General features: G+C 47.9%; 21 protein-coding genes. 13 read left to right on the top strand and 8 right to left on the bottom strand.

The window, feature by feature from the left end; translation table 11 throughout:
* Positions 1-21 precede the first annotated feature (21 nt).
* Positions 22-273 carry a hypothetical protein gene (locus tag F458_RS0104745; protein WP_018982237.1) on the top strand — a complete coding sequence of 84 codons (252 nt, stop codon included), beginning with the start codon at positions 22-24 and terminating at the stop codon, positions 271-273.
* Positions 274-291: 18 nt separating this feature from the next.
* Here F458_RS0104745 and F458_RS0104740 read toward each other — a convergent pair whose 3' ends face one another.
* From F458_RS0104740 to proB, 3 genes are all read right to left on the bottom strand, one after another.
* The gene (locus F458_RS0104740) at positions 292-1,227 is read right to left on the bottom strand and encodes a D-2-hydroxyacid dehydrogenase (RefSeq protein ID WP_018982236.1); all 936 of its coding nucleotides are present in this window, start codon (positions 1,225-1,227) and stop codon (positions 292-294) included.
* Complete coding sequence (locus F458_RS0104735; RefSeq protein WP_018982235.1) at positions 1,224-1,664, bottom strand: acyl-CoA thioesterase; 441 nt, start codon at positions 1,662-1,664, stop codon at positions 1,224-1,226. Before F458_RS0104735 ends, F458_RS0104740 begins: the two co-directional genes overlap by 4 nt.
* 65 nt (positions 1,665-1,729) lie before the next feature.
* Positions 1,730-2,854: a glutamate 5-kinase gene (gene proB, locus F458_RS0104730; RefSeq protein WP_018982234.1), complete on the bottom strand. Its 1,125-nt coding sequence runs from the start codon at positions 2,852-2,854 to the stop codon at positions 1,730-1,732.
* A 205-nt stretch (positions 2,855-3,059) separates the two neighbouring features.
* On the opposite strand from proB, the gene F458_RS0104725 reads away from it, so the two are divergent.
* The 3 genes from F458_RS0104725 to F458_RS0104715 all read left to right on the top strand — a co-directional run bounded on the left by F458_RS0104725 (position 3,060) and on the right by F458_RS0104715 (position 6,396).
* Positions 3,060-5,534 (top strand): M1 family metallopeptidase, encoded by a 2,475-nt coding sequence (locus F458_RS0104725; protein ID WP_018982233.1) that lies wholly within the window; start codon positions 3,060-3,062, stop codon positions 5,532-5,534.
* Entirely contained in the window at positions 5,515-6,054 is a 540-nt protein-coding gene (locus F458_RS0104720; protein WP_018982232.1) for a DUF6702 family protein, read from the top strand. Before F458_RS0104725 ends, F458_RS0104720 begins: the two co-directional genes overlap by 20 nt.
* Before the next feature lie 78 nt (positions 6,055-6,132).
* Positions 6,133-6,396, top strand: coding sequence for a hypothetical protein (locus F458_RS0104715; RefSeq protein WP_018982231.1), 264 nt, complete (start codon positions 6,133-6,135; stop codon positions 6,394-6,396).
* Between the two features lie 6 nt (positions 6,397-6,402).
* Here the strand turns inward: F458_RS0104715 and F458_RS0104710 are convergent, their stop codons facing one another.
* Positions 6,403-6,711 carry a DUF6482 family protein gene (locus F458_RS0104710; RefSeq protein ID WP_018982230.1) on the bottom strand — a complete coding sequence of 103 codons (309 nt, stop codon included), beginning with the start codon at positions 6,709-6,711 and terminating at the stop codon, positions 6,403-6,405.
* Positions 6,712-7,011: 300 nt separating this feature from the next.
* On the opposite strand from F458_RS0104710, the gene F458_RS0104705 reads away from it, so the two are divergent.
* The 7 genes from F458_RS0104705 to F458_RS0104675 all read left to right on the top strand — a co-directional run bounded on the left by F458_RS0104705 (position 7,012) and on the right by F458_RS0104675 (position 12,045).
* Positions 7,012-7,884, top strand: coding sequence for a DUF3014 domain-containing protein (locus F458_RS0104705; protein WP_018982229.1), 873 nt, complete (start codon positions 7,012-7,014; stop codon positions 7,882-7,884).
* The gene (locus F458_RS0104700; protein ID WP_018982228.1) at positions 7,874-8,443 is read left to right on the top strand and encodes a DUF1285 domain-containing protein; all 570 of its coding nucleotides are present in this window, start codon (positions 7,874-7,876) and stop codon (positions 8,441-8,443) included. Before F458_RS0104705 ends, F458_RS0104700 begins: the two co-directional genes overlap by 11 nt.
* Before the next feature lie 103 nt (positions 8,444-8,546).
* Complete coding sequence (locus F458_RS0104695) at positions 8,547-9,836, top strand: metal-dependent hydrolase family protein (protein WP_018982227.1); 1,290 nt, start codon at positions 8,547-8,549, stop codon at positions 9,834-9,836.
* Between the two features lie 6 nt (positions 9,837-9,842).
* Positions 9,843-10,427: a YqaA family protein gene (locus F458_RS0104690; RefSeq protein WP_018982226.1), complete on the top strand. Its 585-nt coding sequence runs from the start codon at positions 9,843-9,845 to the stop codon at positions 10,425-10,427.
* 95 nt (positions 10,428-10,522) lie between these two features.
* Entirely contained in the window at positions 10,523-10,978 is a 456-nt protein-coding gene (locus tag F458_RS0104685; protein ID WP_156824166.1) for a hypothetical protein, read from the top strand.
* 8 nt (positions 10,979-10,986) lie between these two features.
* The gene (locus F458_RS20640) at positions 10,987-11,160 is read left to right on the top strand and encodes a hypothetical protein (RefSeq protein ID WP_018982224.1); all 174 of its coding nucleotides are present in this window, start codon (positions 10,987-10,989) and stop codon (positions 11,158-11,160) included.
* Positions 11,161-11,247: 87 nt separating this feature from the next.
* Positions 11,248-12,045: a DUF1206 domain-containing protein gene (locus tag F458_RS0104675; protein ID WP_156824165.1), complete on the top strand. Its 798-nt coding sequence runs from the start codon at positions 11,248-11,250 to the stop codon at positions 12,043-12,045.
* 73 nt (positions 12,046-12,118) lie between these two features.
* Here F458_RS0104675 and tusA read toward each other — a convergent pair whose 3' ends face one another.
* From tusA to rph, 3 genes are read right to left on the bottom strand one after another with little or no spacing between them, the layout of a single operon-like run.
* Positions 12,119-12,370, bottom strand: a complete 252-nt coding sequence (gene tusA, locus F458_RS0104670) for a sulfurtransferase TusA (RefSeq protein WP_018982222.1) — start codon at positions 12,368-12,370, stop codon at positions 12,119-12,121.
* A gap of 2 nt (positions 12,371-12,372) precedes the next feature.
* Entirely contained in the window at positions 12,373-13,014 is a 642-nt protein-coding gene (pyrE, locus tag F458_RS0104665) for an orotate phosphoribosyltransferase (protein WP_018982221.1), read from the bottom strand.
* A gap of 10 nt (positions 13,015-13,024) precedes the next feature.
* On the bottom strand, positions 13,025-13,738 hold the full coding sequence (gene rph, locus F458_RS0104660; RefSeq protein ID WP_018982220.1) for a ribonuclease PH: 714 nt from the start codon (positions 13,736-13,738) through the stop codon (positions 13,025-13,027).
* Positions 13,739-13,926: 188 nt separating this feature from the next.
* Between rph and F458_RS0104655 the strand changes: the two genes are divergently transcribed.
* Positions 13,927-14,790 (top strand): YicC/YloC family endoribonuclease, encoded by an 864-nt coding sequence (locus F458_RS0104655; protein WP_018982219.1) that lies wholly within the window; start codon positions 13,927-13,929, stop codon positions 14,788-14,790.
* 255 nt (positions 14,791-15,045) lie between these two features.
* Complete coding sequence (locus F458_RS0104650) at positions 15,046-15,942, top strand: homocysteine S-methyltransferase family protein (RefSeq protein WP_018982218.1); 897 nt, start codon at positions 15,046-15,048, stop codon at positions 15,940-15,942.
* 75 nt (positions 15,943-16,017) lie between these two features.
* Here the strand turns inward: F458_RS0104650 and F458_RS0104645 are convergent, their stop codons facing one another.
* Complete coding sequence (locus tag F458_RS0104645) at positions 16,018-16,575, bottom strand: DUF1439 domain-containing protein (protein WP_026294495.1); 558 nt, start codon at positions 16,573-16,575, stop codon at positions 16,018-16,020.
* Between the last annotated feature and the right edge of the window lie 11 nt (positions 16,576-16,586).

Raw genomic sequence — 16,586 nt, 5'->3', positions numbered from 1 at the left:
AACGAAAAATGCGAGGCAGGTATGACATTATTTATTACATTAACATTGATTTTTGGCACTATGGGGCTGGCATATTACCTTGATGCACGGTATGACTGGCAAGTAGTGTCATGGCTCAACGGGCAAGCGTCGAGCCCGTTTTCACCGGATACACAAAAAGCGCGAAGCACCGAGCAGGCGGAGATCACTGCCCTGAAAGCACGAATTGAAACCCTGGAGACCATTGTGACCGACCAGAGTTATGAGCTGAACCAGAAACTAAACCGATTGTAGTTGCCAGGGCGTGGCGACCTAACGGTTCTCAGCAACGAAGCGCTGGACATGTGAGACGGCAATATCCAGTAAACGTTGTCTGGATTCGGTCGCCCCCCAGGCAGCGTGTGGGGTGATAATCAGATTATCCGGCTGAGGGCAGCCCAGTAGCGGATTATCGGCGCTGGGCGGCTCTTCGCTCAATACATCCAGGCCGGCACCGGCAATGGTGCCGTTTTTCAGTGCAGTTGCCAATGCTGGCTCATCTACCAGTGCGCCCCTGGCTGTATTGATTAAAAAAGCTGTGGGCTTCATGTTCGCCAGTGCTTTAGCATCAATGAGGTTTTCGGTCTCTGGTGTAGCCGGACAATGCAGGCTGAGCACATCAGCCTGCGGCAACAGTTCTTCCAGCGGCGGTCGAGGGTCATCGGTGCTGCCGGGCCGGGCGCTGAAAGTAACCCGCATGCCCAGCGCCTGGCAGACTCGCGCAAAGCCTGTGCCCAACTGGCCGCTACCCACAACGACCAGCTGTTTACCGCGCAATTCGCGTATCGGATAGTCAAGCAGGCTAAAGTGTTCCGACTGTTGCCAGTCGCCATTTCGTACCGCGTTATCATAGTGACGAAACGATGTGGTCAGTGTCAAAAGCAATGTCAGGGCATGCTGAACCACAGAGCCGGTGCCATATCCTTCTACGTTGTTAACGGTAATATTGTGCGCGTCGCAGTATTGGATATCGACATTATTTATACCGGTTGCCAGCACCCCGACATAGGCGCAGTGACTGTCGCGAAGCGACGGTGCATCAAGAACCACTTTGTTCGTCAGCACGATATCTGCCTGTTGAATGCGCGACGCTGTCTCCCTGGCAGCCGTGGTATCATAATATGTCCAGGAAACTGGCAATGCCTCCAGCGCCGAAAGATCCAGATCATCAGGCTTCAGAGTGCTCATATCAAGAATAACGCCTTTCATGTTAACTCCCCGGCTAGTTTGTCCAGCTCTGTTTTGATATGCCCGGGTATGGGCACGGCTTTGTCGGTACTGCGCTCTACAAAAACCTGCATGAGCTGGCCGTGGGCGGCACGCCTGCCGTTTTCACCGGCATAAACCGAAACACCAAATGTCACAGTGCTGCGTGCAATCTTTATCACCCGTAACCCGACAAAGACCGATTCAGGATAACTGACCTTTGACATATACTGGCATTGTGAACTGGTGACAAACGGAACAATGGTATCTGAGGCCACAGACAGATTGCAGCGCTCATTTAAGAACTGATTTACCACTGTGTCGAAAAAACTGTAGAAAACCACGTTACCGATATGACCCAGCGCGTCGCAATCTTGCGCCCGAGTGGTTAGCTCGATGTGATAAGGATAATCGGCCAGAGAAGGCGCAAAATCAGTCATAATCAGTCTCTGTCAAATAAATACAGCATACGTCGGCCAGGTCTTAATTCCCACCCTGTAACGCATCAATCTGATTTTTTTTTAAGTGATATTCCGGTCAGCGCCATATCATCGCGGTGAACTACCTCGGCCCCCCGACTGAACCCAAGCGCCGCTTCAAAATCACCACTCGAAAGACCTTTTATAGTAAGTAAGTCTTTACTTGTGTAATTTGTCAATCCTTTCCCAAGCAGTTTTCCCGACGCATAGATTTCTACCGCGTCGCCGCTTTGAAAATCGCCGGTCACACCCACAACCCCTTTAGCAAGCAGCGATGCCCCATGCTGAACCAGCGCATCCATTGCCCCTGAATCAATGTGCAGCGCGCCTCTGACCGTTACGGTATGCTGCAGCCAGAGTTTGCGGGCCTGCGCAGGCGAGCCGCTGGCAGAAAATAACGTGCCATCGGGATTATTGGTCAACAGCGTATTAAAAACTGCCTGCCGGCGACCATTAACGATACAGGTAGTAATACCGCTACTGGTGCAAATACGGGCCGCCTGTAGTTTGGTTACCATGCCGCCGGTACCTACAGATGAGCCAGCGCCTCCAGCCAGCTTCATGATCGCCTCACTGATATGGTCAACCCGCTCAATTCGCGTTGCGCCAGAATGTTTACGTGGATCAGCTGTATACAATCCATCGATATCAGAGCAGATAATCAGTGTATCTGCCTGTGCCACCAAAGCGGTGTACGCAGCCAGGTTGTCATTGTCACCCACCTTCAGTTCATCGACGGATACCGTATCGTTCTCATTTACAATAGGAATCGCTCCGTGTTTTAACAGCTGGTTCAGTGTATTTTTTATATTTACATACCGGGTTCGGTTACGCAGATCGTCGGCGGTTAATAGTACCTGGGCACAGGGTCTGCAAAATAACTGCTGCCAGTTAGCCATCATTTTCATTTGACCAATCGCTGCCATGGCCTGTTTTTCTGCAATGGTCGGGCGGTGAGCCACCGGGATGTGTTGGCGCCCGGCAGCAACACTGCCGGAAGACACCAGAATGATTTCTTTACCAACTTGCTGACACTGACTAATAAACTGCGCCACAGGGGCCAGAAACTCTGTGCTGCATGTTCTTCCGTCCGGAGCTATTAAAGCGCTGCCAATCTTTATGACAGCCCGTTGCCAGGTATGTTGGTTCATATTCGTACGATCAGATCTGCGGGGTGTAACCAGAATACGCCAAAACAGCACTGCTTAAAAAGTATTCATCAAGTTTTTTACTGGCAGTAAGGGTTTGCGGTGAATTTTTAACTTATTGCGGCTAAAACCTGCAAAATTAATTCAAGTAACGATAGAATGGCATATTCGATGCCTCTAACTTAGCAAATATTAGCAAGGAATCTGCATGAGTAAACGACATAACCGTCTGTTCTGGTTGGTGTCTGCCGTATCAGTGATGCTGCATTTACCGGTTGCTGCCAGTTCAGCGATACAACAAACAAAAGGCGACTTCGAAGACAAGTTCCGGCAATTGGATGAAACTTTCCCAACGCCTAACGTTTACCGCAATGCAGCGGGAGCGCCAGGTTATCAATACTGGCAACAACAAGTTGACTACAAAATTGATGTCAGACTCAATGAAAGCGAGCGCCGGATTGAGGCCTCGGAGAAAATTTCTTATAAAAACAATTCTCCGGATACGCTGACTTACTTATGGATTCAGCTTGACCAGAATAAATACCGTGATGACTCCATGTCAGCGCTGACCACCACATTCGGTGGTATCGGCAACCGCGGACCGGCCACCCAGTCAGCTTCTGCAGATGCCCCGGCCAAGCTAAGTATGGGCGCATTACGCCGCCAGCAGTTTGTAGATGATAACGAACTGGGTTACGAGATTAAGCGAATCGCCAACGGTAATGGCCAAAAACTTCACCATGTCGTGGTGGGCACCCTGATGCGGGTGGATCTGGACAAGCCGCTTAAGCCAGGTCAGCGTACCGACCTGGAAATTGATTTTGCATTTAATATTGTCGAGGAAGATGCTGTCAGAGCCCGGGCGGGATATGAACATTTCCCGGATGATGAACGTGAAGGCGGCAATGATATTTTTCTGCTGGCACAATGGTTCCCACGTCTGGCTGCCTACACAGACTATGAAGCATGGACAAATAAAGAGTTCATCGGCCGCGGCGAGTTTACCCTGGAGTTCGGTAACTATGATGTGAATATCACTGTCCCGGCTGATCATATTGTCTCTTCTACGGGAACACTGCAAAACCCTCAGAAGGTTTTAACGAAAACGCAGCGTGACCGTTTGAAAAAAGCAGAAAGTGCTGATCGTCCGGTCTTCGTAGTTACCGCGGAAGAAGCATTAGAAAACGAAAAAGCTGGCACCTCAGACACCAAAACCTGGCGCTTCAAAGCCGAGAATATCCGTGACTTTGCCTGGGCATCTTCGCGCAAATTCATGTGGGATGCACGGGGCTTCAAACAGGACAACGAAGACACGCCACTGGTTATGGCAATGTCTTTCTATCCCAAAGAAGGTGGCGATCTGTGGAAAAAATACTCCACAGAATCAGTGATTCATACACTTGATGTGTATAACCGCTTCACTTTCGATTACCCCTATCCTACTGCGCAGTCTGTCAATGGCCCTGTCGGCGGTATGGAATACCCCATGATTTCATTTAACGGCCCGCGTACTGAACTTCAGGACGATGGCTCACGGACGTATTCTCTGGCAGAAAAACGCTTCTTGATTGGCGTGGTTATTCATGAGGTAGGTCATAACTATTTCCCCATGATTGTGAACTCTGATGAGCGCCAGTGGACCTGGATGGATGAAGGCTTAAACAGCTTTCTTGACGGTGTTGCAGGTCGTGAATGGGATCCTAATATTCCATGGGGTGTAGAGCCTCGGGATATCGTCGGCTATATGAAGTCATCTTCACAGGTGCCAATTATGACACAGTCCGATTCGGTACTGCATTTAGGCCCTAATGCGTATACCAAACCAGCTGTTGCGCTAAACATCCTTCGCGAGACCATTTTAGGCCGTGAGCTGTTTGATTTTGCATTTCGTGAATATGCCCAACGCTGGATGTTCAAACGTCCTACCCCAGCAGATTTTTTCCGCACGATGGAAGAAGCATCAGGGGTCGATCTCGACTGGTTCTGGCGCGGCTGGTTTTACAGCACAGACCACGTAGATATTGCGTTGGAGCGCGTTTATAAACTGCGCCTGGATACAGAAGATCCGGATATCGATTTGCAGCGTCGCCGCGAGGCGGAAATGGAAAAACCGATGTCATTAACCGTAGAGCGTAACGAGCAGGAAGGTCGTAAGCTGTGGGTTGATCGTTTTGACGATATCAAAGATTTCTACGACGAAAATGATCAGTACACGCCGAACAATAAAGATCGCAACAGTTATCGCAAGTTCCTCAAAGACCTGGAGCCGTGGGAACGCAAAGCGTTTGAGCGAGCGGTGCGGGAGGATAAAAATTACTACGTGATGGAGTTTGCTAATAAAGGTGGCCTGGTCATGCCCATTATTCTTGAAATGGAATTTGCCGACGGCACCAAAGAAACCATGCGCATCCCTGCTGAAATCTGGCGCCGGACCCCTAAGTCAGTCTCCAAGCTAATTGTTACCGATAAGGACAAAGAGCTGGTAAGCGCTGTGGTTGACCCGCGTTGGGAAACGGCTGATGTTGATGTAGAAAATAATTACTATCCGCGTCGTATCATTCCTTCGCGCATTGAGGCTTATAAGTCGAAGAAAAGCAGCAGCCGCGTCTCCAGAGATCTGATGCAGGAAAGCAAAACTGAGCTGAAAACCGACGATGACGACGATGACAGCGAAGATGACTAAGAGGTTGTTTAAGCGTACCAAGCAGTGGAGCCTTCTGGCTCTGCTGCTAAGTGTCTGTGCCCAGGCGCAGGCGCATCAGATAAAGGCAGCTATCACTACGGTGCTGTTTAATCCACGCACTGAAAATATCGAAGTGATGCACCGGTTCAACCTGCATGATGCAGAACATGCGGTTAAACGCCTGTTTGATAAGCAGGCTGATATCCTGGACAGTAAGGACACGCAGCTCAAGTTCGCCGAATATGTGGCAAAGCGCTTTGCAGTGCTCAATGCTCAGGGCGAAAAACTGACTTTGAATACTGTGGGTTTTGAAACAGAAGGTAAATTTTTCTGGGTCTATCAGGAAACTGATCAGCCACCGGCTCTAAAAGGTCTGCAAATTCGCCATGATGCATTAAGAGACTTGTGGCCTTCTCAGGTAAACACCCTGAATGTAGAAGGCAAAGGCGATATCCAGACACTGCGATTTGAAGGTAATACTACTCTGCTTAAAGTTGAATTTAACGGGCATCACCACTAAAGTCTTATATTAACATGATTGCAACATCAGCCCGCATTAGCCATGATATCTTTATTATGGCTAACGGGCTGATTTTTTATGAGTGAAGCTGATAGTTTTTCTAACCGAAAAAATGTTATCTGGGTGTATTTATCCGGCGCAATGGCACTGACATTTGTGGTAATGCTGTTTTTGCCGGAGACAGGGACCGGTGGCGCGACCTTATCGCTGTATTCTGCAATGCTGTGGTGCGGAATTTTCGGCGCAGCACTGTTTCGGTATTTGCTGAAAAATACCTGGGTTGGCTTTGCCATTGGCAGCGCAACCGGAATGGTCATTCAGATTATTTCACAACTTTTTTAATATCGATTAGTACGGAAGCTGCATGGTGAACGGCAGCGCCATTTTGCTCTCGGATTTCGGAGGATTGCCGATCATCTCTTCATAAGGTGTATCATGCACCATCACTGACTGGGCAACGACGCATTCTGCAAAAGCCTCGCGGATATGTCCGGCGCTGAAGAAGCGCATAGGGCGGTCTTTTTCGTCATACACAAAGCCGCACTTTTCGCCAATAGTTATTTGTACCAGATAGATATTCATTTCAAACGACTGAACTTCCAGATAGTCAATCGCCGGTGTTCGTTGCATCAAATCCTTATACATAAACTTGTGCATGCTTTATTCCGCCCAAATAATGTTTTGCGTGCTTAAAATATACACAAAGACAGGTGATCCTCGCCATTAAATCTGTGCAACAGTATAGGTAACCTAAGCAAAAGATGTTACGACTGAGAAACCGGGCCCAAAAGAATTTTGACGGTAAAACGATCAAATTCTTCAATTTCTATGTAGGAAAATGAATCAATTATGGAAATTTGCGTTTGTTCGCCCGGCGCTCTTTCGCAACAAGCGCATAGCAAGTATGATTCTTATAAGACATTGTTCTGAGGATTAATTTTATATGGTGGATATGTTATGAGTGACCCGTCAGAAAAACGCAAGGTAGCCCCGCACATTGTGCTGATAGCCATTATTGTCATCGTTATTTTGGCAGTGTTATTCTGGCCTTCTGATGATTCTTCAGATGAAGCAGATGATGCACAAGCCACTGTTGAGCCACAGGAAGCAGCGCCCCCCGTAGCAGATGGCTCGCTGGATGATGAGACCGAAGAATTTGAAGGCGCGCCGGAACCTGAGCCGGTGCAGATCGACCCCGATGCTGAACCTGAGCCAATGCCCGAGCAGGAAGCGCCCGCACCAGAACCAATGGATAGCAGTGATACAGGTATCAAAGAATCAGTTGCCTCGCTGAGCGAGCAGGAAGATATTAATACGTTTCTAGTGGATGAAGGTCTTCTACAACGTTTTGTCGTGTCGGTTACTAATATTGGCAATGAGGAGATGGCTAATCAACAGCCACTGAAAGCCCCTGAGCAGACATTCCGCGTCTATGAACAGGCTGGTAAAGAATGGATTGATGCGGCCAGTTACAAGCGGTACACACCTTATGTAAATATGCTTGAATCCATGGAGAACCAGGAGCTTATTGAGTTGTACCAAAACTATAAACCGCAGATTCAGGAAAAGTATCAGGAAATTGGTAACCCGGATATGCCGTTTGATGAAGTGGCCGTTAAGGCAATCAATGAGTTACTGGATACGCCTGAAGTGCCTGTACCGGTAGAAGTTTACAGTGACTCGGTCGCCTACAAGTATGCAGACCCGCAGCTGGAGAACCTCAGTGCGCCGCAAAAACAATTACTGCGGACCGGCCCTGACAATATGCGTCGTATAAAAGCCAAATTACGGGAAATAAAAGCGATGCTTGAGGATGGTAATGGATCTTAACAGGTTCAGTCAGCAAATTTCGGAGGCTACGGGCGATAAAGCCCGGGCCATCCCTCCGGTCGATAAGTGGGATCCGGAATATTGTGGCGATATGAATATGACTATCAAGCTGGATGGTAGCTGGCATTATGAAGGCAGTCCAATCGGCCGGCAGGCACTGGTCAGGTTGTTTGCTTCTGTTATCAAAAAAGAAGACGACAGCTATTTTCTGGTAACGCCGGGTGAAAAGCTGGGTATTACGGTGGAAGACGTGCCGTTTCTGGTGACTCAGTGGGCAGAAGAAGATGACAGTATTATCTTCACCACTAATGTCGGTGACAGATTTGCGTTATCCTCTAATCATCCCCTTGAGTTACGGGAGCCTCCGGCTGAGCTTGGCGCGCCAGACAGCACACCCATCCCGTACGTTTGTGTCAGAACAAACCTGTGGGCACGCTTAAACCACAATGTTTACTATCAGCTGGTAGAACATGCTCAGCGTCGGCATAAAGACGGAAAACAACAACTTTATGTTACCAGCGAATTTGAACCGTTCGTTATTGGTGAATTGCCCGAATAAATCGTTTTGAGGCGGCTGACCAGTCCGCCTGATCACAATATCTTTACATCTTCCCTGTCTCTCACCTATTGTATCACTACACTCACAACCGGATTATGCATCTATGAAACGTAACCTTTCTCGTCTTTGCCTGTGTTTTGGCAGCCTGATAAGCAGCTGTGTTTATGCAGATACCTTCATCCACGCTGGCCACTTGTTTGACGGTACCAGTGAAAAGCTTCGCAGCGATGTCACCATTGTAGTTGACGATAATAAGATTGTTGAAATCAGAGATGGCTTTGCCCGGCCTGGGGATGAGGACGAGGTTATTGATTTGAAAAACAGTACCGTGCTACCGGGGCTGATGGATATGCACGTTCATCTTTCCTCACAGAGCGAGCAGGGTGCTTATTTAGACCGCTACACCAAAAATGAAGCTGATTATGCTCTGACAGCGGCTAACTACGCTAAGAAAACGTTGCATGCAGGCTTTACCACGGTAAGAAACTTAGGCGACAGCTACAACGAAACCGTAGCTTTGAGAAATGCTATTGATAAGGGGTTGCTGGAAGGCCCGCGTATTTTCACCGCGGCCAAGTCAATCGCCACTACGGGCGGTCACGCGGACCCCAGTAACGGGATGGCTCGCGCTATCAGACCTGATACAGGTCCCACCCAGGGTGTGGTAAATGGCACAGCAGAAGCGCGCAGGGCTGTTCGTCAACGCTATCAGGATGGCGCTGATGTTATAAAGATCACAGCAACCGGCGGCGTACTAAGCGTGGCTAAGAGTGGGCAAAACCCGCAGTTTATGAATGATGAATTATCAGCCATTGTCGAGACAGCCAATGATTACGGTATGACAGTGGCAGTACATGCTCACGGAAAAGAGGGCATGGACCGTGCTATTAAGGCGGGCGTGACTTCCATTGAGCATGGTACATATATGGACGATGAAACCATGCAACTTATGCAGGAGCATGGTACTTACTATGTGCCGACCATCATGGCAGGAAAGTTTGTTGCCGAAAAAGCAAAAATCGATGGTTACTTTCCTGAGCTGGTTCGCCCTAAAGCTCAGAAAATTGGACCACTGATTCAAAATACGTTTGAAAAAGCACACAAAGCAGGTGTAAAAATCGCGTTTGGCACCGACTCAGGCGTTTCCGCCCATGGTGATAATGCCGAAGAGTTTGTTTACATGGTAGAGGCAGGTATGTCACCGGCTGATGCGTTACTCAGCGCGACCCGACATGCCGCAGCACTGCTCAATGTTGAAGACACACTGGGCAGTATTGAAAAAGACAAACTTGCAGATATTGTTGCAGTGCCTGGAAACCCTCTGGAAGATATCAGCGTAATGAAGTCTGTTACCTTCGTAATGAAGGATGGAAAAATCATAAAACAGAAGTAGGAAAAAATGGGAATCAGCGCGCGCTTAAAAGAAAGAACCCGGAAGCTAAAGAATTCAGAGAATATGCTTTCTGGTGTCACTATTGCGTCCATGCTCGAATCTACAATAGTGCCTATTCCTTTAGAAGCAGTGCTGGTTCCATTGATGCAGGTCAGGCGCGACAAGCTTTGGCTTATCGCGCTCATGGCGACTCTGGGTTGCTTGCTGGGTGCTATTATCGGATATGGTATCGGCTATTTTCTGTTCGATCTGCTGGGCGACTGGGTCATAGAGACATTTTCAGACCAACAGCAGTTTGAAATGGTGAAAGAAAAAATGCAAAACCAGGGGTTTTGGTTTGTCTTAACGCTGGGAATTGCACCGATCCCTTTTCAAATTGCGATGTTGGCAGCTGGGGCCACCAAGTATTCAATATTCATGTTTGTGCTGGCTACTGTTATTGCCCGTTCAATTCGTTATTTTGGTCTGGCCATTGTGGTGTATGTTGCCGGTAACCAGGCTGAGGCGCTTATCAGACAATATAAGACGGCAGCGATAGCCACGCTGACAGCCCTTGTACTGCTGCTATGGTATTTAAGTACATTGTTCTAAGCAGTATCTGAAGGTTGTGTTGACTGGAGACTGAAACCACCCTATTATTGATAATAATTCTCATTTACATATAGCGTAATTAAGGAGAGGGGGCAGTGCGGTCGAGTTTCTTAAGTAATAAATACAAGCAGTGGTTGCAGGCACACCCTGACGATGCCCGAGTGCAAAGAACACAAATGCAACAGACTGCCAACCGTTTTTCAGAAGAAGGTGATGAAGCCAGTGCCCTTCACTGTAGCGGCCAGGCGCTTGAAATTGCACAAGCGATTATTCAGGCTCTGCGTGCGCCAGGTGAAAGTACAAATTTGATATCTCAGGACTTTATCGCATATGGCGCACTGGCCATTTATATGGCTAATCATTATAAAGCCACTGGCGAAAAACAGGCTGCTGTACAGATAATTGATGATGCCCAACAACAGCTGATGGCACTTACCCCCCTATATGCCTGTGAGCCGAAAATCGCCCGCTTAATTCAGGCGATTGTACAATCCCTGGGTGACGACCACCAAATACCAGTCACCGGCCCCGACGGACACTATCTGCATTAGGGGGAGATATGGAAGCGCCAGCAAAAAACACCCCGGAAAATGTTGTCCATATCGCCATTGGACTGGAAACTATTCAAGCGCTTTTGGCGCGCCACGCCCTGCATGTCAGTGACTTCTCCTGCGATTCAGAACAGTCAAAAGCGCTCATTCATGAAGCACTTCTTAAGTCTTTAAGAAGTTAATTTATACTTATTGAATATAAAGTAATCATGAAAAGCTAATGCGCCGTAAGTAATTATCTAACGACAATAACTTAACGGAGTATTATTTTGAAAGATAACTGGAAATCCATGCTGGTTTTTGGTGGCTACGCGGCCAAGACCGTCGTGTATTGCTTGCTCGGTCTGCTTATTTTGCAAGCAGCCATCGGCGCCGTAGGATCAAGTACTCCTTCTCAGAAAAATGTGTTTACATCGATTCTTGAGCAACCGTTTGGCCGTATCATGCTTGGCTGCGTCATCGTTGGGATGGTGTGCTACGTAATATGGCGCTTTGTTCAGGGCGCCACCAATATTGATCATCTTGATATGAGTTCAGCCAAAGATGTCATTACCCGCATCTTCTATTTTGTATCAGGTGTTATTTATGCGTTTGGTACCTATCTGGCAATTAAGGTTTTTCAGGGCGTGGGGGGCTCATCAAGTGGTGGTCAGAGCAACAGCGAGCAAATGTCGTCAAGCCTCATGCAACAGCAATGGGGAATCTATCTGGTAGGTGCCGTCGGCCTGATTATTATTGCTTTTGCGTTTATTCAGTTCAAACATGCCATCAAAACTGATTTTATGGATAAGTTTGATGTGCATCGGATGTCAGCAAAAGTCAAAAAAACAGCCCAGGTGGTTGGACGTTTAGGTTTTCTGGCCAGAGGCATTGTTTATATTCTGGTGGGAGGATTCTTTGTGCAGGCGGCTATACAAGCTGATCCACAAGAAGCTGGCGGCTTACAGGAAGCGCTTAGCACTATCACACAGCAAAGCTACGGGCAGATTGGGCTCATGGTCGTAGGCGCCGGCATATTCTTATTCGGTATATTCTGCGCCATTGAAAGCCGCTACCATAAAACCTGAGAGAAAAATGCGTAGCGACAGTTTTGGTACTACGCACTAAGGTTTTGAAGTTTACTTAAATAAAAAAAGGGGCTCATGCCCCTTTTTTTATCAGATACTCGTACGGCAGCTCATCGGTCTGGGCTTTTAGCAGGGTATGCTGCATAAACCGGCAGAAACTGGGCACATCCCGTGAGGTAGAAGGATCATCAGCAGTTATGTAAACCGTTTCACCGTCGGCCATTTTACGAACCTTCAGCCGAATCATCATCACCGGCTCAGGACAGCGCAGGCCTTGTGCATCCAGTTGATAGTCAGCCTGTTGAAAATCGTTGTTTTCGGTCACGCTCAGATTCCATACTCTTCACGATACGCATTTATCGTATTGATACGGGTTTGTTGGGCTGGCTGCTCAGTCAGGTAGCTTACTACATCGGCGAGTGTCACTATCGATATAACTTGGGTAGTAAAATCACGCTCTACTTCCTGAATTGCCGATAACTCGCCCTGCCCGCGCTCCTGCCGATCAAGAGCAATTAACACGCCAGCCAGAGACGCATTGTTCTGCTCGATAAGTTGCATTGATTCACGAATAGCCGTACCAGCGGTAATTACATCATCCACCAGCATAATGCGACCTTCAAGGGCGCTGCCCACCAGATTTCCGCCTTCACCATGAGCTTTGGCTTCCTTACGGTTAAAACAGTAAGGAACATCCAGATCATGGTGGTCAGCTAATGCAACAGCGGTCGTGGTGGCAATAGGAATACCTTTATAAGCCGGCCCAAAGAGCACATCAAACTCAACACCAGCATCGGTCAATGCTGCAGCATAAAACCGGCCCAGCTTAGCCAGATCGCGACCACGATTAAATAAGCCGGCATTGAAAAAATAAGGGCTTTTACGCCCGGATTTTAACGTAAACTCACCAAATTTGAGTACACCACGGGCAATCGCAAACTCGATGAATTCTCGCTGAAACGGTTTCATGCGCATCTCCTTATGCCAGGGCAGCTTTTTGCGCGTCGAACAGTTCACGCAAACCGTGCCTGGCTATCTCAAGCATTTCGTTCATCTCTTCAAAAGAGAATGGTTCACCTTCGGCTGTTCCCTGCACTTCGATCAGTTTGCCGGTTTCTGTCATGACAATATTCATGTCAGTTTCGGCAGTCGAGTCTTCGGTATATTCCAGATCGGCGATAGCAACGCCATTGTGAATACCGACTGAAAGCGCAGCAATCATATGCTTTAGCGGGTTCGCTTTGATGATGCCCTTGGTACGCATATAGGTAAGCGCGTCGACCAGCGCCACACAGGCACCAGTGATAGAGGCAGTCCGCGTACCACCATCAGCCTGAATCACATCGCAATCCAGAGTGATGGTATTCTCACCCAGCAGCTTTAAGTCAAGGGCAGCACGCAGTGAGCGGGCGATGAGACGTTGAATTTCCAGGGTTCGACCACCTTGCTTTCCTCTGGCTGCTTCACGTTGACTACGAGTATGTGTAGAGCGAGGCAGCATGCTGTACTCAGCGGTAACCCAGCCTTTTCCCTGCCCTTTCATAAACCGCGGCACACCCTCTTCCACCGTTGCATTACAAAGTACTTTGGTATTGCCAAACTCAATCAGCACAGAGCCTTCGGCATGACAGGTAAAGTTACGGGTAATGGTAACCGGGCGGATTTGACTGGCAGTTCTGCCACTTGGACGCATAATGTTCTCCTAAGGACGGGCGCAATAAGGCGATAAATTGAGTTGTTAATCAGCGCGAAGTATAACGTATTTGTACCTCAGAGTTGAATGAAAGAAGCGCTAAGTCTATTAAATGCTGGGCAGAAATTGATAACTTCGCGTATGATCAGGATAATCACTTATGCATCAACCAACCATGGATGTCATCTATGATCTACAGTATGACCGCGTTCGCCCGTAAGGAAATTAAACAGGACTGGGGTTCCGTTGTGTGGGAAATCCGCTCGGTAAACCAGCGCTTTCTGGAAACCTATTTTCGCTTACCCGAACAGTTCAGATCATTAGAGCCGATGCTAAGAGAGCGTTTTCGTAAACGTTTGAACCGCGGCAAAGTAGAGTGCAGCTTGCGCTTTACTCCTGCCGACAATGCAGAAGCCACTTTGACTCTGAATGAACAGCTAGCTAAACAGGTTTTGCACGCCGCTGACTGGGTTCAGTCACATGGCCAGTCGACCGGTGTAAATCCAATGGATGTACTGCGCTGGCCAGGTATTATCGCCTCTGAAGAAACAGATATGGATGCGATTCATAATGACAGTCTAAGTGGCTTTGATACGGCGTTGGACGAATTTATCGAAGCCCGCGAAGCCGAAGGTAAGACGTTGAAAAGCCTTATTGAACAGCGCCTGGATAGTATTGAAAGTGAGGTCTCATCGGTAAAGGAAAAAATGCCCGAGATTCTTCAATGGCAACGTGAGCGCATTCAAACCCGCTTTGAAGAAGCGCAGATCGAGCTTGATGAAGGTCGCTTCGAGCAGGAAATGATTATGCTGGCGCAAAAAGTAGATGTGGCCGAAGAAATTGATCGGCTTAACTCACACGTTCAGGAAACCCGCAATATACTTAAAAAAGGTGGCGCTTGTGGTCGCAGGCTCGACTTTATGATGCAAGAGTTCAACCGTGAATCTAACACGCTAGGCTCAAAATCAATCAGCACCGCCATCACCCAGTCAGCAGTAGAGTTAAAAGTGCTTATTGAACAAATGCGCGAGCAGATCCAGAATATCGAGTAAGTCGCGATTATCTCAAGGTAACGTTTAGCTTTTAAAACAATAAGCAGGTAGCCGATACCAACTATCTGACTTTTTATCTGATATTGCTGTTGGAGCTGTTTTCGCAGTCCAATAGCAATATCCACGCTCCATGTTCTCTTCTTAGTATTTTTTGTCCATTTTGCATACCTTATTGCCAATTTATAGGTGTATATACATTTTCAGCGCAGCCGGTTTGTTCTATGGTGAGCGGATAGTGTTACCATCGAGAAGCTAATGCCAAAATTTACTTTGCTGGATGGCGGAATGGGCCGTGAACTGAAACGTTCTGGTGCACCGTTTTGTCATCCTTACTGGAGCGCTCAGGCGCTCATGGAAGCGCCTCAAACCGTCATGGCTACCCATCAGCGGTTTGTGGATGCTGGCGCTGAAGTAATCATAACTAACAGTTATGCATGCGTTCCTTTCCACTTGGGCGAAAACTTGTATAACCAACGTGGTTCTGCACTGACAAGACTCGCTGGCAAGCTTGCTCGCGAGGTGGCAGATAGCGCGTCTTACAACATTAAAGTGGCAGGTTCATTACCGCCGCCAATGGGTAGTTACCGCCCTGATTTATTTGACTCAGCGCGCGCGGTAGAGATTTATCAGATGTTATTGGATGAACAGGCTCCGTATGTTGATCTATGGATAGCAGAAACGATTGCCAGTCTGGAGGAGCTTAGAGCCATTATTCCGGTCGTGACGCAATCCGCCCGACCCTGTCATTATGCATTCACACTTTCAGATAATGCTGAGAAGGACCCACAGTTGCGCTCCGGCCAGTCAGTAGAAAGCGCTGTGGCGCTGGCGTGTGCAGCTGGGGCTGCCGGTATTATGTTCAACTGCTCGGTACCTGAGGTCATGCATAAGGCAATAGAGAAAACGCTCGCCTATTGCCAGGATGAAAGGTCGAACATCGTAGTGGGCGTTTATGCCAATAATTTTGCACCTATTGGTAAAACTCACAGAGCCAACTCTGATGATCTTGCCACTCGCGAACTGAGCCCCCAGGAGTATCTGCATTATGCAAAGCAATGGTATGCTCTTGGTGCTCGTTTTATAGGCGGCTGTTGTGGTATAGGTCCTGAACATATCAAGGTACTGGCAGACTGGAAAAAATCGAACATATAAGCTCACCGTTCAAGTCGATGAGTTAACGCGTTGATATTTAATCATAAACATCTCTTTTTTTAACAGTCAACCTATTCAGGACTTAGGTTGTAACACCAGACGGCCTTGTTCAACCATAAGCTGGAGCGGTACGGTAGAAAGAAAATTGATGGCTTTGTTAGTAGTATCCAGTTCATAAACCGGGTTAGTGCTCAGGTAACTGTTAATCAGCTGCATAAATTCACTGCTTATTGGGGCCAGATTACCTTTGTAGCCACCCGCATTGATGGTGCTGTCGAGTAAAGAAAGCGAGCGCACAAAAATCGCTTTTTTCTCACTGTCATAATAAGGTGTACCTTGTAATTGCAGACTTATTTTTGCCGGGTAACTAAAACCAAAAGCACTCACACTCGCCGTTGCTTTGGTCCCCAGGCGAACAACATCTTTCCCATCTGGCCCGACAGCTACAGTCATCTCATCGACATTGAGGACTAAAGGGATCCCTGCCAGGGATGATTTTTTCTGCAATTTGCTCACCTGTTCATTCAATACCTTCTCAAGCTCGGCATCAGAGACGGTGTAGGATGACAATTGTGAAAGCGTAGCACAGCCACTCAACAGAAAAGCCAGTAATCCGGCAACAATAAATCTCATAGTCATTACTC

Origin of the sequence: Salinimonas chungwhensis DSM 16280 (assembly GCF_000378185.1) — a bacterium.
Taxonomy (GTDB): domain Bacteria; phylum Pseudomonadota; class Gammaproteobacteria; order Enterobacterales; family Alteromonadaceae; genus Alteromonas; species Alteromonas chungwhensis.
Note: the sequence above shows the minus strand (reverse complement) of the source record. Positions and strands in the feature narration are given on the sequence as shown.